Origin of the sequence: Acinetobacter sp. PK01, assembly GCF_022819285.1 — a bacterium.
GTDB lineage: Bacteria > Pseudomonadota > Gammaproteobacteria > Pseudomonadales > Moraxellaceae > Acinetobacter > Acinetobacter tandoii.
The window spans coordinates 3136355-3160585 of the sequence record NZ_CP094643.1 but is presented as its reverse complement, the minus strand read 5'-3'; the positions used below and the strand labels follow the sequence as shown (position 1 = coordinate 3160585).

19 protein-coding genes are annotated in these 24231 nt (G+C 41.5%); 7 read left to right on the top strand and 12 right to left on the bottom strand.

Annotated elements, in window-relative coordinates; genetic code table 11:
• Positions 1 to 816: 816 nt before the first annotated feature.
• On the top strand, positions 817 to 1695 hold the full coding sequence (gene omp33-36 / locus MP622_RS14905) for a porin Omp33-36 (protein WP_044738904.1): 879 nt from the start codon (positions 817 to 819) through the stop codon (positions 1693 to 1695).
• Positions 1696 to 1746: 51 nt separating this feature from the next.
• On the opposite strand, the gene betT is transcribed toward omp33-36, so the two are convergent.
• The 4 genes from betT to MP622_RS14885 all read right to left on the bottom strand — a co-directional run bounded on the left by betT (position 1747) and on the right by MP622_RS14885 (position 6820).
• A complete protein-coding gene (betT, locus tag MP622_RS14900; RefSeq protein ID WP_243791619.1) occupies positions 1747 to 3720 on the bottom strand; it encodes a choline BCCT transporter BetT in 1974 nt (657 codons plus the stop codon).
• A 168-nt stretch (positions 3721 to 3888) separates the two neighbouring features.
• Complete coding sequence (locus tag MP622_RS14895; protein ID WP_104441346.1) at positions 3889 to 4572, bottom strand: ion channel; 684 nt, start codon at positions 4570 to 4572, stop codon at positions 3889 to 3891.
• 200 nt (positions 4573 to 4772) lie between these two features.
• Positions 4773 to 6488 (bottom strand): cation acetate symporter, encoded by a 1716-nt coding sequence (locus MP622_RS14890; protein WP_104441345.1) that lies wholly within the window; start codon positions 6486 to 6488, stop codon positions 4773 to 4775.
• Complete coding sequence (locus tag MP622_RS14885; protein WP_104441344.1) at positions 6488 to 6820, bottom strand: DUF485 domain-containing protein; 333 nt, start codon at positions 6818 to 6820, stop codon at positions 6488 to 6490. The genes MP622_RS14890 and MP622_RS14885 overlap by 1 nt, the downstream gene beginning before the upstream one ends.
• Before the next feature lie 184 nt (positions 6821 to 7004).
• Between MP622_RS14885 and MP622_RS14880 the strand changes: the two genes are divergently transcribed.
• Positions 7005 to 10496 carry a PAS domain-containing hybrid sensor histidine kinase/response regulator gene (locus MP622_RS14880; protein ID WP_104441343.1) on the top strand — a complete coding sequence of 1164 codons (3492 nt, stop codon included), beginning with the start codon at positions 7005 to 7007 and terminating at the stop codon, positions 10494 to 10496.
• A 436-nt stretch (positions 10497 to 10932) separates the two neighbouring features.
• Positions 10933 to 11700 carry a hypothetical protein gene (locus MP622_RS14875; protein WP_104441342.1) on the top strand — a complete coding sequence of 256 codons (768 nt, stop codon included), beginning with the start codon at positions 10933 to 10935 and terminating at the stop codon, positions 11698 to 11700.
• A 64-nt stretch (positions 11701 to 11764) separates the two neighbouring features.
• On the opposite strand, the gene MP622_RS14870 is transcribed toward MP622_RS14875, so the two are convergent.
• Entirely contained in the window at positions 11765 to 12415 is a 651-nt protein-coding gene (locus MP622_RS14870) for a response regulator transcription factor (RefSeq protein WP_016168813.1), read from the bottom strand.
• Between the two features lie 369 nt (positions 12416 to 12784).
• Between MP622_RS14870 and msuE the strand changes: the two genes are divergently transcribed.
• Both msuE and sfnG read left to right on the top strand, forming a co-directional pair.
• Complete coding sequence (gene msuE, locus MP622_RS14865; protein WP_016168814.1) at positions 12785 to 13519, top strand: FMN reductase; 735 nt, start codon at positions 12785 to 12787, stop codon at positions 13517 to 13519.
• A 26-nt stretch (positions 13520 to 13545) separates the two neighbouring features.
• Positions 13546 to 14643: a dimethylsulfone monooxygenase SfnG gene (gene sfnG / locus MP622_RS14860; protein WP_044738897.1), complete on the top strand. Its 1098-nt coding sequence runs from the start codon at positions 13546 to 13548 to the stop codon at positions 14641 to 14643.
• Positions 14644 to 14794: 151 nt separating this feature from the next.
• Here the strand turns inward: sfnG and MP622_RS14855 are convergent, their stop codons facing one another.
• Both MP622_RS14855 and acs read right to left on the bottom strand, forming a co-directional pair.
• A complete protein-coding gene (locus MP622_RS14855; RefSeq protein WP_104441340.1) occupies positions 14795 to 15130 on the bottom strand; it encodes a hypothetical protein in 336 nt (111 codons plus the stop codon).
• A gap of 211 nt (positions 15131 to 15341) precedes the next feature.
• On the bottom strand, positions 15342 to 17291 hold the full coding sequence (gene acs / locus MP622_RS14850) for an acetate--CoA ligase (protein ID WP_044738895.1): 1950 nt from the start codon (positions 17289 to 17291) through the stop codon (positions 15342 to 15344).
• Between the two features lie 290 nt (positions 17292 to 17581).
• On the opposite strand from acs, the gene MP622_RS14845 reads away from it, so the two are divergent.
• Both MP622_RS14845 and MP622_RS14840 read left to right on the top strand, forming a co-directional pair.
• On the top strand, positions 17582 to 18163 hold the full coding sequence (locus MP622_RS14845; RefSeq protein WP_016168818.1) for a DUF805 domain-containing protein: 582 nt from the start codon (positions 17582 to 17584) through the stop codon (positions 18161 to 18163).
• Between the two features lie 153 nt (positions 18164 to 18316).
• Positions 18317 to 19252, top strand: a complete 936-nt coding sequence (locus tag MP622_RS14840) for a mechanosensitive ion channel family protein (protein ID WP_044738935.1) — start codon at positions 18317 to 18319, stop codon at positions 19250 to 19252.
• Here MP622_RS14840 and MP622_RS14835 read toward each other — a convergent pair.
• The 5 genes from MP622_RS14835 to prfB form a co-directional block, all read right to left on the bottom strand.
• Positions 19232 to 19939 carry a 16S rRNA (uracil(1498)-N(3))-methyltransferase gene (locus tag MP622_RS14835; RefSeq protein WP_044738894.1) on the bottom strand — a complete coding sequence of 236 codons (708 nt, stop codon included), beginning with the start codon at positions 19937 to 19939 and terminating at the stop codon, positions 19232 to 19234. The two genes, MP622_RS14840 and MP622_RS14835, sit on opposite strands and share 21 nt — an antisense overlap.
• Before the next feature lie 222 nt (positions 19940 to 20161).
• Entirely contained in the window at positions 20162 to 21442 is a 1281-nt protein-coding gene (locus tag MP622_RS14830; RefSeq protein ID WP_044738893.1) for a 3-deoxy-D-manno-octulosonic acid transferase, read from the bottom strand.
• A 99-nt stretch (positions 21443 to 21541) separates the two neighbouring features.
• A complete protein-coding gene (locus MP622_RS14825) occupies positions 21542 to 22621 on the bottom strand; it encodes an alkene reductase (RefSeq protein WP_044738892.1) in 1080 nt (359 codons plus the stop codon).
• Between the two features lie 26 nt (positions 22622 to 22647).
• Positions 22648 to 22947 carry a metalloregulator ArsR/SmtB family transcription factor gene (locus MP622_RS14820; RefSeq protein ID WP_016168823.1) on the bottom strand — a complete coding sequence of 100 codons (300 nt, stop codon included), beginning with the start codon at positions 22945 to 22947 and terminating at the stop codon, positions 22648 to 22650.
• A 141-nt stretch (positions 22948 to 23088) separates the two neighbouring features.
• Positions 23089 to 24184 (bottom strand): peptide chain release factor 2 gene (gene prfB / locus MP622_RS14815; RefSeq protein ID WP_104441339.1). Its coding sequence is split into 2 segments (ribosomal slippage): positions 23089 to 24111 and positions 24113 to 24184, totalling 1095 coding nucleotides; the frame shifts between segments, so codons are not numbered across the junction.
• Positions 24185 to 24231 lie beyond the last annotated feature (47 nt).

The window sequence follows — 24231 nt, the reverse complement described above, 5'->3', positions numbered from 1 at the left end:
AAATCAAAAGAATAACTGCATCATTTTGGTGCGAAAATAATTCAAAATACTGGCTTGAACTATCATATTCACACTCATTACCCTAGTTAAAATGTAATTAGATCATTTGACTGACTTGTAATCACTCAATCTATGGCTCATGCAATACCTTAATCCTTCTCTGAATGTTGATATTTTCAAATTACAAATCATGTTTTTAAAAGAAAAAAAAGCCCAACCTTGGGGAAAGTTGGGCGATAAACTAAAAACTTTTTGTGGAGAATCAGGCAGGTATCACACTATTTCTATGAAACATGATCTGATTACTCAATTATTATGTCTCTCTTTTGTTCAGAAGTAAAGCCGATTAAATTCCTTTGTTTTATATAAAAACACATTTAATACAGATAAAGAGAACCATGTCACACTAATAAAAGAAAATAGCTTATAAAAAGTCCAATTGTTACATTTATAGTAATATTTAATTAAATTTTGAGCGAATATTTGAAATGAATTACAAAATTTTGCTTCAATTTAATGAAATTTATCATTGTTTTTGGCAATCACATATTAACAAATTATTCTTTTTTACAATCAAAGAGCCATCTAATTCCACACTGTTATTGTACCGAAAATTTAGGAAAGAATGCACTTATTCAATTGTTATCCTTGTCTTTTTTTAAAGGTTGACACATTTTTTTCCATTTGTCTAATTTCTATACATTTTCTTTTTAGATTAAAACCCACTGCACTCTGTAACATACACTTAATTGACTAAATAAATTGTTACAATACAATGCCACTTGTTTAATCCATTCTAACAAACTGGTAACACTCATGAAAAAACTCGGTTTAGCCACTGCTTTATTATTAGCCATGACCGGTGCTCAAGCATACCAATTCGAAGTACAAGGTCAGTCTGAGTACATCGATGCATCTGCAGCAAACGACAAAGACTTTACTGGCGGTGTGCAAGGTACTTACTACTTTAAAGATGTAGATTCTTCTAAAGGTCCTTTAGCTGAAGCAGCTTTCTTAAACCAAGCGTCTAATGTTTCTTTGGCATATAACTATGCTGAATTAGGTTCGAACGGTTTTGATGTTACTGCTCACAACTATGGCGCTAAAGCTGAAGCTTATGTACCAACTAAATTTGTACCTGTATATGCAAGCGCGTCTTACAGCCATACAATTCTAGACAGCAAAAACAACAATGCTTCTGACGATCAAGGCGACCGTTATGCATTAGAACTTGGTGCTTTAGCTGCTCCGAATTTCTTGGTTGCTGTAGGTTATACCAGCGTTGCTGACCAATTTGCTTTAGATGCATTTAATGTAATGAGCAAAGGTGTAGTTAGTGCTGTAGGTGAAACTGCAACTATTGGTGATGACCAAGATGCAATCACTGCACGTACTAAATATGTAGGTAACATTGACGGCACAAACATGGCTGTAGGTTTCGAGTCTGGCATCGTTTATGGTGATGACACAGCTTACCAATTCAAAACTGATTTATATGTAACACCAAAACTTAGCGTTGGTGCTTCTTATGTAAAATCAAGCTTTGACAACACACCTGACTCTGCTTGGGGCGCAAACGTAAACTACTTCATCACTCCAGCAGTTGCTGTAGGTGCAAGCTATGTTAATGCGAATGCAAAAGATGTTGATCTTGATACGCAAACTGTTGGCTTAAATGCTAAATTCCGTTTCTAATTGATTAGACACGGAATCAAAAAAGGACGCTACATGCGTCCTTTTTTATGCTTATGCATTCGGGCTACGCACCAAACTCAAGAAATGTAAATGACGTTCATACTGATCAATAATATCTTGCAGTAAATCTTCCAAGGTCCAGTCCATCACATCATAATTTTGACCACCTTCCCGCAAGAAAACTTCGGCTTGATAAAACGGCTGATCTTGCTCTCGTGTATCTGCCATAAAACTCGGCGGTTGAGTTTCACGTGAAACCACCTGATAAATAAAATTGATTTCGTTGTGATGATCAACACGCAGTTGCAATCCCTGTTCGACGGGTCGAATGGTCACTTCAAGTTGACGGCGCTGAAATTCCTTTTGTACTTGTAGAAAAGCATGTTGCACATCTTGTTGTATAAACTGTTCAACTTCTTGTTGGGTATGTGGATAATGCATAATCAACCCCAAACGCTGCTGCCAACTGCGTGGATTTTGAATGGCTCGTGGGGTAATCCGTGCTTCTTGCAGTGCTTGCATTTTGGTCAAATCTAAATTGAGCGCTTTGATTAAGCCCCAACTCATCAATAGCATAATCAAGGTAAACGGCAAAGCACTCATAATTGTGGCCGATTGCAATGCCGCTAGGCCACCCGCCATCAAGAGAATAATCGAAAGCAATGCAATTAAAACTGTCCAAAATAATCGCTGCCATAAAGGTGAGTTCTCACTTTCTGCAGTTAAATAATCAATCACGAGAGAGCCCGAGTCAGCGGAAGTGACAAAGAACAGTACTACCAATACCGTGGCAATCAGACTCGAAATTTGGACAAAAGGAAGATGGGTCAAAAACTCAAACAATGCTACAGATGAATCACGCTGTACTGCTGCAATTAAGGAGGTTTGCCCATCATGAAGAATACTGAACAGCGCCGCATTCCCCATAAAACCCATCCATATTAGAGTAAAACCTGTCGGAATAAACAACACACCAACAATGAACTCTCGGATACTGCGTCCACGAGAGACCCGGGCAATAAACATTCCGACAAATGGCGACCATGAAATCCACCATGCCCAGTACATAATGGTCCACCCGCCAATCCAGCCATTGGGTTGATAGGCATATAAATTAAACGTCATGCTAAACAGGTTAGATACATATTGCCCAGCATTTTGAATCGTGGTTTGTAGGATATAAATTGAGGAACTGGCGAAAAAAACGAATAAAAGCAAAACTAAAGCGAGAATCAAATTCAACTCAGACAGTCGCTTAATCCCTTTATCTAGCCCAAAACCGACCGATAAGGATGCTAAAAAGCTGACAAAGACAATCAGCCCCACTTGAATAGCCACACTTTGCTGAATACCGAATAAGTAATTCAAGCCAGAGTTAATTTGCGTGACCCCAAAACCGAGTGTGGTGGCTACCCCGAAAATCGTGCCCAAAGTGGCAAAAGTATCAACCGCGTCCCCTACAGGACCATATATTTTTTTGCCAACCAATGGATACAATGCTGAACGGACTTTTAGCGGCAAATTATGTCGAAAGGAAAAGTAAGCCAGTGATAATCCCACCAGTGCATAAATAGCCCATGCATGTAAACCCCAATGGAAAAAAGTAATCCGCATCGCTTGCTGTGCCGAGGCTAACGTTTCCCCTTCTCCAGTCGGTGGGCTGACATAATGCATGACGGGTTCAGCCACGCCAAAAAACATCAGCCCAATCCCCATACCAGCGGTAAACAGCATGGCAAACCAAGAGCCTTTACTGTATTCGGGGCTGCTATGCTCAGGCCCCAGTTTAATTTTACCCATGTCCGATATGGCAATGAAAATCAATAAAATAAGAAAAAAAGCAACGGCTAAAACATAAAACCAGCTAAAAGAATCAATAATCCATTGATTTAAATGCTTGGTTAAGCGTTCAAAACCGCTTGGATCGAATAAAATGAGTGCCAGAAATAGCACGATAATCGCAACAGTACTTAAAAATACATTCCGTTTGACATTGGCAAACGGAGACGTCTTGATGGAAGGCATAATTTCCCCCAGAAGATTTTTATAGATGTAAAAAAGATAAAACCAATTCGGTTAATTTCGCGGATCTTATTAAGAAATGAATATGTTAAATTTTAACGATTCTTGATAATGATAATAAATTCTGTCTGTTGAGGCAGTTCAATTCCTGTAACGATTTATCGCGTTGCATTATTCATTATTATGTCGTGGGTCATGCCGAATATATTGTAGTGCAATCAGTCTGGAGACAATTAAGGCTAAATACATGACACCACAAAACATTTGCAACATCGCTAAAATACGTGCGGCGGGCGTCATGGGCATAATATCAGACAGTCCTGTCGCCGACTGTAAACTAAAACTTAAAAATAACAGGTTCAACCAAGATTGCAGACCCGAAATTGGACTTTGGAAACTATGGGGAATCAGAAGTTGACAAATGTTATATAAAAATGCAAATCCCCAAGCCATTAGGGTAAACACAGCACCTGCTGCAAACATTTCATCTTTGGTTAAATAACGGTCTGCAAACATATAGCGTACCAAACCATAGGCTGCCAGAAAATAAGCCAAACTCTCAAAACTGTGTGCAATCACCTGTATCGTGATGGTGTCAAAGCCCAATAAAATCAGAAGGGAAAAAATAAAAGCCCCTCCAACAAAACTTAAGCCCAGAAAAGTATAAACGGGCGTTTGTCGAATCACTTTGGCAATAATCAGTAAAGCCAATACCCCCAGACACCACATAAATGCCCGATATGACAACCCACGGTATCCCATGATCGACAGCCACAACATACAGAATTGAACCAACAATAACCATGCCGATGGCAATAAACGAAATCCTTTCCAGAAGTCGATCATCACTTGCATACCTGCCTGCCTTATTCAATTGATGGGGACACTTCAAACATTTGTTTGTACTTATTTTTGAGAAATCTTTTATTTTGCTTATTCTGTTTTAGCGTATTTAGTGGGCTAGGTCTAGCAGGTATTCGGTATTCATTATTTGACAACTTTTAGTACACAATAAAAAAACCCCTGACGGGGCTTTTTTATTGTTTGATTCAGAATTAGTGATCAGATGCGCCTGAAATACCAACACCTGTCATCGAACGTACATACTGTGCGTCAAATGCTTTACGTTCTGCTTGGGCACGTGCAGAATTATCTGTCACAGAGAACAACCAGCAGCAGAAGAACGCCAATGGCATAGCAAAGATTGCAGGACCATTGAATGGGTTGATTGGCGTATCAGAAATACCCAAAGTATCTACCCAAACTGCTTTCGCTAAGACAATGAGTACCACCGCAGTGATTAGACCCACCAAACCGCCAATTACTGCACCACGTGTCGTTAAGCCTTTCCAGAACATTGATAATACAAGCACTGGGAAGTTCGCACATGCAGCTACAGAGAATGCTAAACCAACCATGAAGGCAACGTTTTGTTTTTCGAACAAAATACCCAAAATCATGGCAAAAATAGCTAAACCTAAAGTTGCAATTTTAGACATGCGAAGTTCAGATTCAGGAGTCGTTTGACCTTTCTTGAATACGTTTGCATACAAGTCATGAGAAATTGCTGAAGCACCAGACAATGTCAAACCTGCAACTACTGCAAGAATCGTTGCAAATGCTACTGCTGAAATGAAGCCCATGAACAAGTCACCGCCCAATGCATCAGACAAGTGAACCGCAGCCATGTTGTTACCACCAACAAGCTCAAGCTTGCCAGTCATTGCCATTTTCGCAACATCAAGGAACTGTGGGTTGTTCGATACATAAAGGATCGCACCAAAGCCGATGATGAAAGTTAAAAGATAGAAATAACCAATGAAACCTGTTGCCACAACTACTGATTTACGTGCTTCTTTTGCATCTTTAACGGTAAAGAAACGCATTAAGATGTGTGGAAGACCTGCTGTACCGAACATCAATGCAAGACCTAAAGAAATCGCATCAATTGGATTCGCTGCAAGTTTACCAGGGCCCATGATGTTACCTGCTTCAGCTACAGTAATTTCATGTACTTTTGCAAAAACATCAATCGATTGAGAGAACATTTCAGCGAAGCTAAAACCTACGCCTTTCATGACCATGAATGCCATAAATGAAGCGCCAGATAAAAGCATTACCGCTTTAATAATCTGTACCCAAGTCGTTGCCAACATTCCACCGAAGATTACGTAAGCCATCATCAGAAGACCAACAATCACTACAGCAATGTTGTAGTTCAAACCAAATAAAAGTTTGATCAACTGACCTGCACCCACCATCTGAGCGATCAGATAGAATGCAACCACAACTAATGAACTGATTGCTGCAAGTGTACGTACTGGTTTTTCCGCCAAACGGAATGACACCACGTCAGATAAGTTGAACTTACCTAAATTACGTAGACGTTCAGCCACCAAGAACAATACAACTGGCCAACCCACCATGAAACCCAATGAATACAGCAAGCCGTCAAAACCTGAGCTGAAAACCATTGCAGAAATACCCAAGAATGACGCCGCGGACATATAGTCACCCGCAATCGCTAAACCATTTTGGAAACCTGAAATTCCGCCACCTGCTGTATAGAAGTCTGCAGTGTTGGTGGTTTGTTTTGCCGCCCATTTGGTAATAAACAAGGTAAAGCCGACAAAAATGGCAAACATGATGATGGCATGCCAGTTAGTTGCTTGCTGTTCTGCTGCACCTAAGTCTGGACTTGCTAGTGCGACACCTGAAGCCATTAGGGTTGTTGCAGCAACTGTAAGTGCTTTCAATGAATTCCATTTCATTAGTGCTGTCCTTTCTCATGCGCAATTGCTTCGACTTCACGCATTGCTTCTTCATTTAATGCATCAAGTTTGTTATTCGCGATATACGAATACACACCACATAAAACAAAAGATAATACAATAATGCTTAGACCCAATGGCATACCAATCGTGGTAACACCACCACTAAAGGAAGTCATTAAAAACTCTTTGTTATAGCCGACCAACAGCATAAAACCAACGTACACAACCAACATAATGACCGTCAGTGTCCAGCTGAGTTTACTTTTGCGACTGACCATTTCCTTAAATTTGGGATTTTGCAGAATTTGGTTTACCTGAACCTCATCCATAATCTTGCTCCTGTGAAGCGTCCAGCCATAGACGCATTTTTAATTTGAATTATTTCGTATACAAACTTAACAATGTTGTAGGGTTCTTGTAATTTAGACTTTGGTCGTTAAATTTTAAGCAAATCAAACTGACACGAACTTGAATAGGCTATGATAAGCCCGTAACTCGGGACAATTCAGCACTATGAACAGTTGGCTTATTATTGGTGTTCTCGCACTTTATATCGTATTACTTTTTATTTGCGCTTTCTATGGGGAGAAACATGCAACTCGTCTAAGCACACGTGGCCGGATGCTGTTGTTTAGCTTAACTTTAGGAGTGTATTGTTCTTCATGGACATTTTACGGTGCAACAGGTGCCGCAGTTCGTGAAGGCATTATCTTCCTGCCAATTTATTTAGGCCCTTTACTGTTTGTTGCGCTGGGTTATGACATTTGGCGTAGACTTGGTCGTGTGCGTCAACACCATGCGATTTCTTCAATTGCTGACTTTATGGCAGCACGCTATGGTAAAAGTGGACCTTTGGCTTCACTGGTCACCATTTTAGCAGTAATTGCTATTATTCCTTATCTCGCGCTGCAACTCCGTGCGATTGCTTTGAGTGCAACCGTTATTTTGCAGCAAAACACAGGGCTGGAAAGCACCACCAATAGTGTGCTTTTTCTGACGGGCATTCTGGCTATTTTGGCCATGATTTTCGGAACGCGACAAATCGCCAATACCGAGCAGCATGGTGGATTAATGCTGGCTGTAGCGTTTGAATCTTTCGTCAAATTATTCGCCTTGCTGTGCGTGGCCATTTTCTTCGTTTTTGCTGAACCTGAAAACCTTGGGCAAATTTCACATGATGTCGGCAAAACCTTCAAAGATGTCCAACTCTTTGGCGTACCCGAAACCTTCTGGATTCAAACGCTATTAGCCGCCTTAGCCATCATCTGTTTACCCCGCCAATTCCATGTTGCTGTGGTCGAACTACGGGATGAAAAACATATTCGTGGCGCGCGTCGCTGGTTTGCCATTTATCTTATTCTCACCACACTGGCAATTATTCCGATTGCCAGTTGGGCATTACATGCTGCACCTGAGTATTTAGCAATTCCCGATGTTGCAGTACTCTCACTGCCAATTAGTTATCAGCAGGATTGGCTCACTATCTTGGCATTTTTGGGTGGATTTTCTGCCTCAACAGGCATGTTGTTAGTATCTTCAGTTGCCTTGTCTATCATGCTCAGTAATGACCTGATCATGCCAGCTCTATGGCGCTTCAATTTTCTTTCTCGACATGATAAACGCATGCCTTTGGTGCTGAAATTTACCCGTCGGGTCTGTATCTTAGCGGTCATGCTGTTGGGCTTTTTATTCTTTCATTTCTTCAACGATATTGATCAGCTCTCTGTATTTGGTTTATTGGCTTTTAGTGCGGTAGCACAATTTGCCCCAGCCTTAATTGGAGGTTTGTATTGGCGTGGTGGGAGTAAACAAGGCGTTTATGCAGGCTTAATTGTTGGTTTTATGATGTGGGCTTACACCCTACTGCTGCCCACCATATTACGCAGCTTCCCTGAAGATTATACCACCTTCACCATGCAGTTCTTACTCCATGGCCCATTCGGTCTAAGCTGGTTACGCCCTGAAGCCCTACTGGGTTTTGAATCTTTTGCGCCCTTAACCCATGGCGTCATTTGGGCTTTGGGTCTTAACATTCTGTTATATATATGGATTTCTCGTATTTTCAGACCAAGTATTGCAGAACAAATTCAAGCAGAAAGTTTCTTTTATTATGAAACCAAACCACTACCTGCTCAAAATACATCTTCTGAAATCAACTATTTACATCATGATGTCGCACGCTTAAAAGTTGCAGACTTAATTACCTTAGCTAAACGCATTACTGGAGATGGGCCTGCAACCCGAGCATTTGAACAATTCTGTCAACAAAACAATGTCGTTTTAAATGCCAACAGCAGCGCCAATGGCATGTGGTGGCGCTTTACGGAACAGTATTTGGCTGGCACCATTGGTGCAGCATCTGCACGTACCTTATTGACGACTGCAATGGTCAATAATGGCTTAGCTTTAGGGCAAGTGGCGAACATCTTAGACCAAGCCTCTCAATGGCAACGTTTTAATCAAAACCTGATTATGACCATGATCGACCACATGACCCAAGGTGTGAGTGTGGTGGATGAAAACATGTGCTTAGTGGCATGGAATAATCAATATCTTAAATTATTTGATTATCCTAAAGATCTGGCTTATGTCGGTTGTCCAATTGCCGATTTAATTCGCTATAACGCAGAGCGTGGCGAATGTGGACCAGGGTCGGTGGAAGAACATGTGCGTAAACGTATTCACTGGATGAAAGTCGGCAGTGCACACGAGTTTGAACGAATTCGTAAAGATGGTCGTGTCATTCAAATGCGTGGCAATCCGATTGAAGGCGGGGGATTTGTGACGACCTTCGCCGACATTACTGCATTCCGAGAAAATGAAGCGATGTTAGAGGCACGGGTGCAAGATCGTACCCAACAGCTTGCCGATGCTTTGACAGAACAACAGTTGGCACGGGAGCAGGCCGATAAAGCCAATATGTCGAAAAGCCGATTTATTGCCGCAGCCAGTCACGACCTGTTACAGCCAATGCATGCTGCACGCTTGTTCAGTACGGCGTTGGAACAAAGTGTTCAATCTGAAGAAGACCGTAAAACCTTACAACAACTGGACCGAGCTTTGCATGGAGCAGAAAGTATGTTGTCGGCATTATTGGATATTGCCCGCTTAGAAGGCGGTACGATTCAACCGAAACGTCAAGCCTACCCACTACATGACTTGTTGAGCGACTTAGAATTACAGTTTAAGTCGATTGCAGCACAACGCGGTATTCAACTACATGTACATGATGCTCAGTTCTGGATTGATACTGACCCGCAATGGATTCGCCGTATTATTCAGAACTTTGTCAGTAATGCACTACGCTATACCGCCAAAGGACGTGTCATTGTGGGTGTACTGCGCGATTCAGAACGTCCACAGCATATTCGGATTGGGGTTTGGGACACAGGGCCAGGCATTGCCGAAGAACAACGAATTAAGCTGTTTCAAGAGTTTGAGCGTTGCGGACATACCTCCCCTTGGGGTGAACAAGGTCTGGGACTCGGTTTGGCTATTGTACAACGCATGACGGGATTATTAGATTATCCAGTACATGTCTATTCCGAGCTGGGCAAAGGTTCTTGCTTCATGATTGAAGTGCCTGTGGTCGCAGCACCTAAGGTCATTGCAACTCCTATACAAGCGGTGCCATTAAAAACCAAAGCCTATAAGATTCTATGTTTGGATAATGATGAAACCATTTTGGAAGGTATGAGTACCTTACTGACCAAATGGGGCTATCAAGTGTTTAAAGCCACTGAACCCGAACAAGCTTTTGCCCTGATTCAACAAGAAAACATTCAAGTCTGGTTGGTCGACCAACATTTAAATGACGATAAAATGGGGTTGGACTTTATTTTACAAAATCGTCAGGAAAAAGTACCTGTCGCACTCATTACAGCAGACTCTGATCCAGAGTTGCCACAGACCTTAAAAGAACTCAATATTGTCTTGTTAAGAAAACCTTTAAAACCTGCATCTCTACGATCATGGTTATCTGGGCTAAAAATTTCCAGCGACTAAGCGTCTTAATACTTACAGGATGGTGTATTTAGAGCATTCTGGATACACCATTTTGCTTTAAAATGCCAAATATGACCTTAAGTAAGGACAAAAACTTTTAACTGACTTCATATGCTGCTCTCATATATAAAATTAACTCAATGAAAATTATAAAATTATAAAAAATTAGGGAGTCGTTCTCGCATTTTATTTTTTTGGCTATGGCAGATTCATTCAGGTTACATTAATGCACAGTTGTACACTTAGTTACAAAATTTCAACTTCATCATTTTATTGATATTTATTACTTATTTCCCACCATATACGACTTTCGTCTTATACATTTTCCAAGGCAGAAATTCCATAAATGAGGACATCCCTCGAGCAAAAAATTCACAAGACCAATAGTTCAATTGTCAATGCTCGCCCACATTGCACAAGCTTTCAGGAGACCTCAATGAATATTTCTGAAATGGTTCCACATGATTTACATCAAGCACAACAGTTTCATCGACTTTATGGTGTAAATGCACTATTGCCCGATATTGATTGGAATCATGTTTTTGAACAAAGTAAAATTACCCCCACTCATGTTGAAGCACTAAATACCCTCTATCAAAATGCCGTCCCACTTGCGCTACAAGTTTTTGATGAACTCAATTTTGATGTGTTTACCCCTGCCGAATATAAACCACAAGGGCTAGGACTCTTTGAAAAACTAACTCAACAGGAAGAAAAACTGTTGCAGTTACTTCAGACCGAGACACGTAATTTAAATCCTGCTGTTCGTCACCAAATTTGGAGTATGTTACTTCGCGGAGGTGCTGTACTAGTATTCAAAGCATGGTTAGGTAAAGTCAAAACCAATTTAGACCAATTAGACACCAGTCAATTCGATGAACTGTCCGATCTACTGTTTATTAAAACGCCACCAATGGAATTAGCAAATTGGCTGATGGTCGATGTAAATGATCCATATGATCACATCTTTTTAATGTATGACAATCAAATCTATCTCGACCGCTTCAACAGTTTGGAAACTGCTGCATTGTTTGTAGATTTGGGCGTCTATGACGCTGCATTTTTGAGTCTACGCGATGATCGCGTCGCGGAATATTTAAAATCGAAAGGTTATATTAACCAAGAACAAATTGATGAATTGGAATGTGCACTCAACCCACTTTATTGTGACAATACCATGCACAAACAAGACTTTTTAGCTTAAAATCATTTTATACAGATAAAAATAAAGACCTCTAAAAGGTCTTTATTTTTTGTACTTCACAGCATTACATTTTCTTTTCATCAATATTCAGCGCATTAATGGCCAAGACCGCCTGAGTACGATTCTGCACGCCTAATTTACGGAAAATGGCAGTCACGTGCGCTTTAATCGTAGCTTCTGATACATCTAGTTCATAGGCAATCTGCTTGTTGAGCAAACCTTCCGCAACCATCATTAACACGCGGAACTGTTGTGGCGTAAGCGATTGAATACGCTCTGCCAATTCAGTTTCATCTGCTGCACGAGGGTCAAAACTCGTATTGGTTGGCAAATTTGGTGGTAACCAAATTTCACCTTCTAGGACTTGGCGAATCGCCTCACCAATGTGACTCGGATGTGCTGACTTCGGAATATAGCCCATAGCACCATGCGCAATGGCACGCTGGATAATTGACACTTCCTCATGCGCAGAAACCACAATAATTGGCAGCGATGGGTATTGTGCACGAACATGAACCAATGCAGAAAAACCTGAAGCACCAGGTAAATTTAAGTCTAATAAGACCAAATCAGGTTCAGGACCTTTTTCTAAACGTTCATAAAATTCATTTACTGCGGCAGTCTCATTAATTTGGGCTTGAGGTAAGCTATAGCGAACGGCTTGAATCAAAGCATGACGAAACAACGGATGATCATCAACGATTAAAATATTCATAAGCAGCGTAAGAGATCTAGTGCACAGTAATTCTTATTCTAACCATACATGTGCCCTTAAGGATATGCAAATATTAACTATTTTTTAAATAACTACAAAAAATAGGGAAATCACCCGTATAAAGTTTTTCAAAAAAGTCGAAAAACAAATCTGAATTTACTATAAATCTAATTCTCAGGTTAAAAATCCTTATTCATTTGCAATATAAATTGAAAATTCAAATAATTAATCAGGATTGTTGCGACAAATCTCACCCTTTTTAGATATATCTTAAAATCAGATAATGAATCTGTTTTTCCTTATTTTACAGCGCCTTTGCTCCTGTTGATAAATAGTAAACATTCTAAGACTGCTTTTAGGTTATTTACTATGTCATCTTCTCATCAACCGAAACCCCTCAATATTGTCGCTGTTTCAGGTGGTTTAAATACACCTTCTAAAACCGAAGCTTTGGTTCAAGAAATTCTGAATGAACTGGGTGAAGCCACACCAATCAATGTACATTTTATTAAGTTCAGCGAAATTGGACATTTATTAGGGGGCGCTATTTATCGCCATCAGTTACCACAACGTATCCAAGATGATTTAGCGGCAGTAGAAGCAGCCGATGCATTGATTGTGGGGACTCCTGTTTATCGTGCTTCATTTACAGGACTTTTCAAACATTTCTTTGACTTTGTCGAGCAAACCGCATTAGTGGATGTCCCTGTATTACTGGCTGCATCAGGCGGAAGTGACCGTCATGCCTTGGTATTGGAACACCAACTACGTCCGCTGTTTAGCTTTTTCCAAGCACAAACGCTTCCAATTGGCGTGTATGCCACAGACCGTGATTTCACTCCAGAATACACCATTCACAGTGAACTGTTGCGTGACCGTATTACTCTGGCTGTTGCACGTGCCTTACCAATTTTGGAATGGGCGCCAGCCAAAGGACAACGTGCCGATGTCATCAAAGAAAAATCCCAACATGCTAATCAAACTTTGGGCATTAATACGCAAATTGAACAGGCCGAAGTTTTACCTTCTGCCGCAGTACCAAGTTTAGATGCGGCTGAGTCTCGGCTCCATGCAAAAAAACCGCTACAAAGCCATGTTGCATAAAAATTAAACCTTTTGAGGGTCTCCGCATGACACAACATAATGACGTTCTTTTTGCTTATTGGGTGCCCAATGTCAGTGGTGGCTTGGTCGTTAGTGACATTGAACAGCGTACTGACTGGAGTTATGAGTACAATGTCCGTTTGGCGCAAACGGCTGAGCAAAATGGCTTTGCGTATGCACTGACTCAAATTCGCTTTACCGCTGGTTATGGTGCAGAAAATCAACATGAGTCGGTGAGTTTTAGCCATGGTCTCTTGGCTAAAACAGAAAAACTCAAAGTTATTGCTGCGATTTTGCCTGGTCCCTGGAAACCTGTTTTAGCTGCGAAACAATTAGCCACCATTGATCACTTATCGCAAGGACGCATTGCGATTAATGTGGTCAGTGGATGGTTTAAAGGTGAATTCGATGCCATTGGGGAAGAATGGCCCGAACATGATCAACGTTATGCGCGTTCAGAAGAATTCATTCGGAGCCTCAAAGGAATTTGGACACAGGATCATTTTAGTTTTCAAGGCCGTTATTACCAATTTAATGACTACACTTTAAAACCAAAGCCTGTGCAGCAACCTCATATTGAAATCTTTCAGGGTGGAAGCTCTCGTGCCGCACGTGATATGGCTGCCCGCGTTTCGGACTGGTATTTCACTAATGGCAATACCGTCGAAGAACTGAAAAAACAAATTGATGATATTCGCGAGAAAGCCAAACTAAATGGTCATCAGGTCAAAATTGGGGTAAATGCCTTCATTATTGCCCGTGATACAGAAGAAGAGGCTCAAGCGGTATTACAGGAAATTATTGCCAAGGCCAATATTTCAGCCGTTAATGCCTTTGGTGACGCCACACGTGAAGCAGGCGCCGCAACGATAGAAGGCGAAGGCAACTGGGCAAAATCGACTTTTGAAGACTTAGTTCAATATAACGATGGATTTAAAACCAATCTGATTGGTACACCTGAACAGATTGCCCAGCGAATTATTGAGTTAAAACAAGTGGGGGTAGATCTGGTTTTATCTGGCTTCTTACATTTTATTGAAGAAGTCGAATACTTCGGCGCAAAGGTGTTGCCTTTGGTCCGTGAACTTGAAGCACAACATCGTGTACAAGCAAAGTCTGCTTAATTGTTGCATTACAATTTAAGCAGACTGATTTCATGTACCTATAATAACAATAATATGGCAACACCAAATTTCCCCTAAGGCTCGGCTTAGGGGATTTTTTTTGGATAAAATAAGATTTAAATCACCGTGATATCCGTTTGAATACTCGGTCTTAGAATACTCTAGAACTTTGCATATATTCTGCAGTTACCTGATTCAAACTATCCAAAACCTGGTCTTTTTGACCCGTCTGAATTGCACTGTCCAGCTTTAACATATAGCCCAGTAGCTGCTGTTTGGCGGTTTGGGCAAACTCAGATGTGACCGCTTGATCTTCGTAGAGTAAAACGTAATTTTTAGCAAACCCGTAAATTAAAAATAAAGCGGTTTGTTCAGATGAATCTGTGGCAAGTGGAATACTTTGCTCACAAAGCTGTTTGAGTTTTTTGAAGGCATCAGTGCCAGAAGAGAGCGTTTGGAATTGGGTCAAAATCGATTGAAAAATCATTTGAAAAGATCCTCACAAAAAGAAAATCTACAGATTTCAATCTGAGGCGTCAACTTAAAAAATTTATATTTACATCTTCTTTACAAAATCTTAAAAATGATTCGTTTTAACCAGACGTTAAATTATTATTTAACCTGATCGGCAAGAAGCAGCGTATTACACGACTTCTTGCCTTAGATTTTTATAAATTTAGAACCCAATCTAAACGGACTTAAGAGGGGGCTTTCGAGTAAACATTGGCGATCAGAACCTCTACCACCTGTGGGTCAGCCAAGGTTGAGGTGTCACCTAGACTATCCAATTCATTCGCGGCAATCTTTCTGAGAATTCGTCGCATAATTTTACCCGAACGGGTTTTAGGTAAAGCAGGTGCCCAATGTAACGCATCTGGTGTAGCAACAGGACCAAGCACTTTGCGTACCCATGCCACCAACTCGGCTCTCAGTTCTTCAGATTCAGGAACATCTGCTTGTAAAGTCACAAAAGTACAAATACCCTGCCCTTTAATCTCATGCGGCATACCCACCACGGCAGCTTCAGCAACAGCTTCATGTGCCACCAAGGCACTTTCAATTTCTGCCGTGCCTAGACGATGACCTGCAACATTCAACACATCATCCACGCGTCCCGTAATCCAGTAATAACCATCTTTATCTCTTCTCGCGCCATCGCCAGTAAAATAATTGCCTGGATAGGTCGAGAAATAGGCTTCAATGAAGCGTGCTGGATCACCCCAAATAGTACGCATTTGCCCCGGCCAAGAATCCTTAATAATCAGATTGCCTTCGGCTTCACCTTCCAGTTCTTTACCCTCTGCATCAACTAAAGCGGGTTGAATCCCAAACAAAGGACGGGTCGCCGAACCCGGTTTTAAATCCGTTGCACCAGGTAAAGGGGAAATTAAAATACCACCCGTTTCTGTTTGCCACCATGTATCCACAATCGGACAGCGGCTTTCGCCGACAACGGTGTAATACCAATTCCATGCTTCAGGATTAATCGGTTCACCCACTGAACCCAATAAACGTAAACTACTCCGATCACTCTCTCGCACAAAGGCATCACCCTCACGCATCATGGAACGAATAGCCGTAGGTGCAGTGTATAAAATAGTGACATTATGCTTATCGACGATATGCCCCGTACGTGCCCAACTTGGATATTGCGGGACACCTTCAAACATGACCGTGGTTGCACCATTCGAAAGTGGTCCATAAATCACGTAGGAGTGTCCTGTAATCCAGCCCACATCGGCAGTGCACCAGAAAATATCATCTTGTTTTAAATCGAATACTTCACGGAAAGTACTGTTCACATAGGTCAAGTAACCCCCTGTGGTATGCAATACTCCTTTTGGTTTCCCTGTCGAACCTGAGGTATATAAAATAAATAATGGATCTTCAGCTTTCATGGGTTCTGGCGGGCAAATATCATTCACCGACATAATTTCCATGTGATACCACAAATCACGCTGCGGTTTCATCTCAATTGGATTACCTGTACGGTGTACCACTATGACATTTTGCACCGACTCTGTACCTGACAGACTCAAAGCAGCATCGACATTCTCTTTCAGAAAAATAGGCTTGCCACCTCGCATGCCAGAGTCAGCAGTAATCACGACTTTGGCCTGACTATCCTCTATTCGACTGGCTAAAGAATCAGGAGAAAAACCACCAAAGACTACACAATGTACAGCACCAATACGTGCACAAGCCAACATTGAAATTGCGGCTTCAGAGACCATAGGCATATAAAGCACCACGCGGTCGCCTTTTTTTACCCCATTTTTCTTTAAGACATTGGCAAAACGGCATACTTCATCGTGCAATTCCATATAAGAAATTATTTTATGCCGTGAAGGATGATCTCCTTCCCAAATAATGGCAGGTTTATACGGATGTTCTTTTAAATGTCGGTCTAAGCAGTTGGCACAGACATTCAATTCACCATCGGCAAACCATTCAATTTTAAAGTTCTCTTTATCAAAATTGGTATTTTTGACTTGGGTGAATGGGGTGATCCACTCCAATTTGTGAGCCTGCTCTGCCCAAAAATCTTCGGGATGCTCAATGGATTGCTGATAACGTTCAAAATATTCGGCTTCATTGGTCCGCGCCGTTTTCTTAAATTCTTCTGGAACAGGATAGACTTCTTTCATATTCATACTTCCTTGATCTTCTCCATCTCATCACGAGATGCATGCCACGTTATATATTTTTTATTGCTGCATCTGGGCAGTATTACGGCTCTTTTTTAGACACTGCAATCATGCTTTGGTCGTATATTATTTATACAGCTTAAATTCAAAAGATGAAATCTAAGTTCTAGAAAAACTTTCGATGAATCAGTGTTTGGCGCTTAAATTCATCTTATAATTTTCCTGAAATGCCACGTATCTTCTTTTGCAAAACGCAACATTTCATTACCGAATCCACACTAGGAAAGCCTATGAGCACTCCGCAAACATCACCATTTTTCTCACGTAATGTCTCACCTCAAAATGAGAATCCCTTGTCTATGCAAGGGCGCTTTGGTCGACTGAGCTTGATTGCTTGGAGTGGTTTTCTCAATCTAATCACCTTTTTTGCCACATTGGCGTTAAGCCTGTTCCTTGGAATTTTTAATTTCAGTACCTATTCTTTAGAAAGCAATGTCTTACAAACCTTTTTAAGCGTGGCTGGACTTGGTTTTTGGGTCATTTTCATTCTGTATTTTTATTTCAGTTTGGTGATTATGATCCGTCGCCTTCATGACCTGAATAAATCAGGCTGGATGCTGTTGTTGTTCTTGATTCCGCTTGTTAATTTTTTTATGGCATTTTATGTATTATTGGCTTCGGGTACAGCAGGATTAAATCAATACGGTGCGCCACGTACCACACCTGTTTGGGAGAAAATTCTAGCGTGGCTGATGATCATTTTGTTTGTGTTAAGTTTTATGGCTTCAGGCAGTTTCATCTCTTATATGATGGGAGCTGGTGAGCTCGAAACCCCACAAGAAGTCATTCAAAAAGGGACTGAATATTTTTAACGGTGATCCACATCGTTAAAGCTGTATAACTTCAGTTCTATTTGGTTATCTTTCTGGCACTTTTCAGGCAAAATAGCGACAAATTTAAATTGTTTCGGATCTCCTGTGGCAGAACAACACAACCTGAGCGAAGTTGCTCAGGGCACTTCTCAAATGATACAAGAAGCAGGTGCAAAAACGGCTGAAACCGTGATTGCACATACTGCGAAATATAATGACGCCTACACCACCATTGATAAAATCATGGCCAGTTTTTGGGAGCGTGTGCCCTATTTCTGTATTGCCCTGATTGTTATAGTTATTTTCTGGCTATTGTCTAAGGTGTTTAAGTTCTTTGTTCGTAAAACTTTAGAAAATCGCTCATATACGCGACAAAATCTGGTGCTGGTACTGAATCGTGTCGGAACCAGTATCATTATTTTCTTTGGTTTTCTAATTGCCATGGTCATTGCCATTCCGGGCTTTACTCCAGGGCAACTGATGAGTGCCTTGGGAATTGGTTCGGTGGCGATTGGTTTTGCCTTCAAAGACATTTTCCAGAATATGCTGTCAGGTATTCTGATTTTACTCGGTGAACCGTTCCGTATAGGTGATGATATTATTGTTAATAATATGGAAGGGACCGTTGAAGATATTCAGATTCGCGCAACCTTCTTACGCTCTAATGATGGACGCCGCATTGTGATTCCAAATGCAACCGTCTATACCAGCCCTGTTACGGTGAATACCGCTTACCAACGTCGTCGTTGCGAGTTCATGGTGGGGATTGGTTATGAAGATGATGAGCAAAAAGCCAAAAACATTATTACAGCCATTTTAGATAAAAATCGTAATGTCCTCAGTCAACCTGGCTTTACGGTTAATGTCAGTGCATTGGCTGATTTTTCGGTGAATCTGACCGTACGTTGGTGGATTGATACTACTGAAACCAATATTGCGGCATCAATCAGTGAAATTCAGGCCGAAGTCAAACGTGCCTTTAATGAACACAATATTAATATTCCTTATCCAGTACAAGAGGTAAAAGTCCACCGTGACCAGAACCTTCCTTACATGAACGCAGAAACTTCAGGTAAACAAACGCCCTAAAATATAGGGAATTGCGGTTTCCGTTCTTAAAATTCGGTTGCCTAAGCTCACCGCTTGGCAGCCATTTTTTTCAAGTAGATCAATTTCATAAGGAATAAAGCCGCCTTCTGGCCCAATCAGCAAGGTACAGGCATGTGTAATCGCATTCGGCATAGTCATGCCTGCATAAGGATGCGCCACATAAGCAGGTCTTTCAACCGTAATCCACGTCGGTAATACATCTTCCACAAAAGGTTTAAACCGCTTATAAATTTCGATTTTCGGTGCAACTGTATCGCCAGCTTGCTCTAATCCCAAGGTCACGTATTGATCAATCTGCTGTAAAAAAGGGGTTTGCCAATAGCTTTTATCTACTCGGTAACTGTTTAGCAATACAATTTTTTCCACCCCTATCGTCACGCTGTCCATGATTAAACGCCGCAGTACTTTCGGACGTGGCATCGCCACAATTAAGGTTACTGGCAATTTAGCAGGAACAGGTTCAGTCTGAATGGGTGTCACTTGAATGACACTATCACTGACCATCAGGACTTCGGTTAAATAGCGTTGACCTTCACGGATCCCGACTTTCAAGCGATCACCAACTTGTACATTCAGATGGGTACGTAAGTGCGCTAACTGGCGAGTGGATGTAATTGACCAGACTTCAGATAGGGTTTGGCGAGGGTCTAAAAGAACGATATTCATAATAAAGAGAACAAATCCAATCAGTAAAGGCTCAATCAGCACATGCTATCGCAGAGGGTGACAGGGATGTCGCCCGCGGTGCTGAGGTACAGGACGTACCTTCAGCACCGCAAAAGATTTTTGCTACTTTTCATCTCTGAAAAGTAGGAATCACCTACACAAAGGCATCAACTGAATCCACAATATTTGCGGTTGTGACAAACGCATTCAAATTTCAGAGACTTATAAATAGCCATCAATGGCTTGAATATGCTTGTCCAAGGAACCTTTGTTCAGCTGCATAATTTTCTGCGCTGCTTGATTTAATTGTTGGGCTTGACCAGTATCTGCCAATAACTGCATCAGTACGACAGCGGCTTGTTCAGCATTCTCAACCACTTTCACTGCATCGGCATGTAAAAATTCATCTACAATACTTTGAAAATTAAAATAGTTTTTCCCCAATACGGTCGGCACATCCAAGGCTATCGGCTCTAAAATATTATGTCCACCGCCGGGTTCATTCAACGAACCACCGACAAAACAGGCATCCGATAAGGCATACCACAACCACAGTTCACCCATTGAGTCAGCTAAGTAGACTTGGTTATCTGCCACTATTTCTTGCTTTAAACTTCGACGTGTGGTGTTTAAATTTAAACTTTGTGCAATTGCAAAGACCTCATCGAAGCGTTCAGGGTGCCGTGGTACCACAATGCACAACAGTTCAGGCTGTGCATCTAAATATGGTTTTAAAGCACTTAATAATTTTTGTTCTTCAGGTGCATGGGTACTGGCAATAGTTATAATTTTTCGCTCAGCAAGTGACCATTCTTGTTTTAGTTGAGCCGCCTGTTTCACAAACAATTCAGGTGCATGAATATCAAATTTAATACTGCCCACCACCTGTGTTACTGACTGAGCTGCGCCTAACTGGATAAAGCGCTCAGCCGTTGCTCGGTCTTGTGCCAAGAGCTGGTCTAGCCCGTGTAACATCGCGCGAGTTAAACCTGATACTTTGGCATAGCCTTGTGCTGATTTTTCCGAGAGACGTGCATTGACCAAAATCGAGGGAACTTTAAAGAACTGTGCCTGATCCAATAAGTTTGGCCATAATTCAGTTTCAACTAAAATTAAAATCTTTGGTTGATATTTTTGAAAAAAACCCTGTACTAAACCCTTTTGATCAGCAGGTAAATACACCGCTTGAAACAAGGCTTGATAAGGTGTTTTATCAAATAAAGATTTGGCTCGTGCCTGTCCTGTTTTAGTGGTGTTGGTCACCAAGACAGGATGACCTTGTTTTAAATAATGTTCAATTAAAGGCTGTGCTGCATTCGTTTCACCGACTGAAACGGCATGGAACCATAGCGCATTGCGGTTTTTCGGCGTTTGAAATGGCCCAAAACGCTCAAGACATTCTTGTTGGTAAGCTCTTTCATCTTGCGCCCGTTTTTTGATTCGCCATTGATACAGCGGTTTAATCATTGCGAGTGCTGCGTTATACCAAAAAGGAGTAGCCAAATACGTGCTCCGAAAAAACGATTACAAATAAAACAGCGCAATTTATCACACTGGGTAAATTGCGCTGTTATCTTGTCGTGAATTTAGCTGAAAAGCAATTTAAACCACTGCTGTTTCAGTTTCAGCTAAAGTTGGATAATCAATATATCCTGCTGCTACATCTGTTCCGATCATGTTTTCTAGCTTAAGCTCATTCAGAGGCGCATCTTGAACCAAACGCTCAAACAAATCTGGATTGGCAATATAGTCTTTACCCCAAGACACCGCATCTGCCTGTCCTGTTGCCAATAAGTCAATCGCATCTTCACGGCTTAAACGCATGTTAGCAATCAATGGTACGCCACCTGAACGTTGTTTCAAGTAAGTACTGATACTGTCATCTGCCAAATATTCTCGGGTAAAGAAAAAGGCAATATTACGTTTACCCAATTCTTCGAGTGCATAACCGAATGTTTCACGTGGATTGGCATCGCCCATGTCATGTTCGTCGCCACGAGGTGCCAAATGTACCCCAACACGACCTGCACCCCAAACTTCAATCAGCGCATCGACCACTTCTAATAACAAACGTGCGCGGTTTTCGACACTGCCACCATATTGGTCATCGCGTAAATTGGTGGAACTTTGTAGGAACTGGTCAATCAGATAGCCATTCGCTGCGTGTAATTCAACGCCATCAAAACCCGCTGCTTTGGCATGAATCGCTGCTTGTTTATATTGCTCAATAATGGCTTGAATTTCTGCGATTTCTAGAGCACGGGGCACCACATATTCACGTTTTGGACGCAATAAGCTGACATAACCTTTCTGTTGCACATTACTTGCCGAAACAGGGGTTTCACCGTTGAGTAAATCTGGATGCGATACACGACCCACATGCCACAACTGCGCCACAATTAAGCCAGCTTTGGCATGTACCGCCTGAGTGACCTGTTTCCAGCCTTCAACTTGTGCTTCATTAAATAGCCCCGGTGTATTCAAGTAACCATTGGCTTCTTCCGAAATCACGGTCGCTTCAGAAATAATCAAACCTGCACTTGCACGCTGCGCATAATATTCCGCCATCATGGCAGTTGGCACGCGGTCTGCTGTTGCACGACTACGCGTTAAAGGTGCCATAATCACACGGTTTTTTAAGTGTAGATCACCCAGAGTTAAAGGAGTATTCAATTCAGCCATAGTCGCCTCGATCGCCACTTTTTCAATTAAAGTGAACGTTGCAAATGTTCGATATATTGCTGAATCAAGGCTTCATTGCGGGAAAAATAAGACCATTGCCCATATTTTTCGACTTGAATTAAACCTGCTTGCTGGAGCACCGATAGGTGATTGGACATGGTCGATTGCGAGACTTTACCTAAACGTTCAATGTGCCCCGCACATACGCCTCGTCTAAAGTCACCACATTCGTCACTCGACAAAAATTGTTCAGGATGTTTTAACCATTCCAAAATTTGTCGACGGGTCGGATTCGCCAGTGCTTTAAAAATTAAATCAATATCCATAGTTCAGACAGGTTCAATCATGTGCAAGCTTGATTCAGCTTTTCTTTAATATATCGTATTTTTTCGATTTTTATATCGAACATTTTAGATATATTGTAAAAAACTGCATCAAACTTAGCTAAGTTATTGATGATAATTGACTTATAAGCCTTGCTTTAAGCTGGCTTCGATAAATTTATCTAAGTCACCATCCAATACTGCACCTGTATTCGAGTTTTCAACACCAGTGCGTAAATCTTTAATGCGTGAGTCATCCAAAACGTATGAACGAATCTGACTGCCCCAACCAATATCAGACTTCGAATCTTCCAATGCTTGCGCTGCTTCGTTACGTTTGCTCATTTCCAACTCATACAACTTGGCACGTAACTGTTTCCACGCATGGTCACGGTTGGCATGTTGTGAACGCTGGTTCTGACACGCTACCACAATACCTGTAGGTGCATGCGTTAAACGTACCGCAGAATCGGTTTTGTTAATGTGCTGACCACCTGCACCCGAAGCACGATAAGTATCGGTACGCACATCAGCAGGATTGATATCAATTTCAATGTTATCATCCACTTCTGGCGAAACAAACACTGCAGAGAATGAAGTATGACGGCGGTTACCCGAGTCAAATGGTGATTTACGCACTAAGCGATGCACGCCTGATTCGGTACGTAACCAACCATAAGCATACTCACCTTCTACACGAATGGTCGCTGATTTAATTCCAGCCACATCACCATCAGACTCTTCCATCAATTCAGCTTTAAAGCCATGACGCTCAATCCAGCGCATATACATACGCAACAGCATGGACGCCCAGTCTTGAGCTTCAGTACCACCTGAACCTGCCTGAATTTCCACATAACATGGATTTGGATCCATTGGGTTACTGAACATCCGACGGAACTCAAGTTTTGCCAGCTCTTCCTCGGCTGAAGATAATTCAGCTTGTACATCTGCCAACAGACTTTCATCATCGGCTTCTACGGCCAAGTCCAGCATTGCCTGTGCATCTTCAAGTTGAGTGGCTAAACCATCCAACACGTTTAAAACGTTTTCAAGTTCGCCTTTTTCTTTAGCCATAGCCTGTGCACGGCTCTGGTCATTCCAAATTGTAGGATCTTCTAATTCACGTAAAACTTCTTCTAAACGCTCTTTCTTTAGATCGTAGTCAAAGATACCCCCGTAGTGTTTGACCACGGTCGTTTAAATCTTTTAATTGGTTTAAATAAGGATTAATTTCCACGGGAGCTGCTCTCAAATCAATAATTAGCTTAAATAGCCCTCAATTAT

Coding starts and splice junctions, on each gene's coding strand:
- omp33-36 (WP_044738904.1), top strand. CDS start 817: ATGAAAAAACTCGGTTTAGCCACTGCTTTATTATTAGCCATGACCGGT.
- MP622_RS14895 (WP_104441346.1), bottom strand. CDS start 4,572: ATGCAAGTGATGATCGACTTCTGGAAAGGATTTCGTTTATTGCCATCG.
- acs (WP_044738895.1), bottom strand. CDS start 17,291: ATGAAAGAAGTCTATCCTGTTCCAGAAGAATTTAAGAAAACGGCGCGG.
- MP622_RS14820 (WP_016168823.1), bottom strand. CDS start 22,947: ATGGATATTGATTTAATTTTTAAAGCACTGGCGAATCCGACCCGTCGA.
- MP622_RS14855 (WP_104441340.1), bottom strand. CDS start 15,130: ATGATTTTTCAATCGATTTTGACCCAATTCCAAACGCTCTCTTCTGGC.
- MP622_RS14885 (WP_104441344.1), bottom strand. CDS start 6,820: ATGGATGAGGTTCAGGTAAACCAAATTCTGCAAAATCCCAAATTTAAG.
- MP622_RS14880 (WP_104441343.1), top strand. CDS start 7,005: ATGAACAGTTGGCTTATTATTGGTGTTCTCGCACTTTATATCGTATTA.
- MP622_RS14875 (WP_104441342.1), top strand. CDS start 10,933: ATGAATATTTCTGAAATGGTTCCACATGATTTACATCAAGCACAACAG.
- MP622_RS14825 (WP_044738892.1), bottom strand. CDS start 22,621: ATGGCTGAATTGAATACTCCTTTAACTCTGGGTGATCTACACTTAAAA.
- sfnG (WP_044738897.1), top strand. CDS start 13,546: ATGACACAACATAATGACGTTCTTTTTGCTTATTGGGTGCCCAATGTC.
- MP622_RS14870 (WP_016168813.1), bottom strand. CDS start 12,415: ATGAATATTTTAATCGTTGATGATCATCCGTTGTTTCGTCATGCTTTG.
- MP622_RS14890 (WP_104441345.1), bottom strand. CDS start 6,488: ATGAAATGGAATTCATTGAAAGCACTTACAGTTGCTGCAACAACCCTA.
- MP622_RS14845 (WP_016168818.1), top strand. CDS start 17,582: ATGAGCACTCCGCAAACATCACCATTTTTCTCACGTAATGTCTCACCT.
- msuE (WP_016168814.1), top strand. CDS start 12,785: ATGTCATCTTCTCATCAACCGAAACCCCTCAATATTGTCGCTGTTTCA.
- MP622_RS14835 (WP_044738894.1), bottom strand. CDS start 19,939: ATGAATATCGTTCTTTTAGACCCTCGCCAAACCCTATCTGAAGTCTGG.
- betT (WP_243791619.1), bottom strand. CDS start 3,720: ATGCCTTCCATCAAGACGTCTCCGTTTGCCAATGTCAAACGGAATGTA.
- MP622_RS14840 (WP_044738935.1), top strand. CDS start 18,317: ATGATACAAGAAGCAGGTGCAAAAACGGCTGAAACCGTGATTGCACAT.